This is a genomic window from Streptomyces katrae (assembly GCF_000966975.1).
Lineage (GTDB): Bacteria > Actinomycetota > Actinomycetes > Streptomycetales > Streptomycetaceae > Streptomyces > Streptomyces katrae.
The window spans coordinates 1-677 of sequence record NZ_JZWV01001382.1 but is presented as its reverse complement, the minus strand read 5'-3'; the positions used below and the strand labels follow the sequence as shown (position 1 = coordinate 677).

At 75.0% G+C, this 677-nt stretch carries 2 protein-coding genes; both read left to right on the top strand.

Translation table 11 applies throughout. The features are described 5' to 3' along the window. A partial coding sequence (locus tag VR44_RS37510) for a helix-turn-helix domain-containing protein (RefSeq protein WP_045952146.1) occupies positions 1-392 on the top strand: 392 nt, incomplete at its 5' end. Beyond that, the coding region (locus VR44_RS37505) for an MFS transporter (protein WP_045952145.1) at positions 389-677 on the top strand (289 nt) is incomplete at its 3' end. The genes VR44_RS37510 and VR44_RS37505, both read left to right, overlap by 4 nt.

The following is a 677-nucleotide window of genomic DNA, read 5'->3' as shown; positions in this document are numbered from 1 at the left end:
CGAAGGGGAGTTCCAGCTACCACGTGCGGCTGCTGGAGCGGGCCGGACTGGTGAAGGTCGTACGGACGCGGAAGGTCCGCGGGGTCAACGAGCGGTACTACGCGATGGCGGCGCGGTCGATCGTGCTGCCGGATCCGGGCGAGGGCGGCCCGGACGTGCTGATGCGGCACGCGGTGGCGGACCTGGAGGCCGCGCCCGCGGGCGGCGAGCGGCACGTGCGGATGGCGCACCTGCGGCTCACCGACGCGCAGTTCGCGGAGCTGGGAGCGCGCCTGCAGGCGCTCGCGGACGAGTACCGGGAGCTGTCCGACCCGTCGCTGCCGGACGCGTCGCTGGTCTTCGCGCTGTTCCACCCGGCGCAGGGCGAGCAGACCGGAGGGGAGGCCAAGTGACGTCGCGACTCCGGGGGCTCCCGGCCGGCTTCGGCCGGCTGTGGACCGCGCAGACCGTGTCCTCGCTCGGCGACGGGGTGACCCACGCGGCGCTGCCGCTGATCGCACTGACCCTGACCCGGGATCCGCTGGCGCTCGCCGTCGTCACGGCCGCCGGAACGCTGCCCTGGCTGCTGTTCGGCGTGCTCGGCGGTGCGCTGGTGGACCGCTGGGACCGGCGGCGCACGATGTGGGTCACGGACGCGCTGCGTGCGGCGCTGCTCGCGATACCCGTGACGGCGGCCG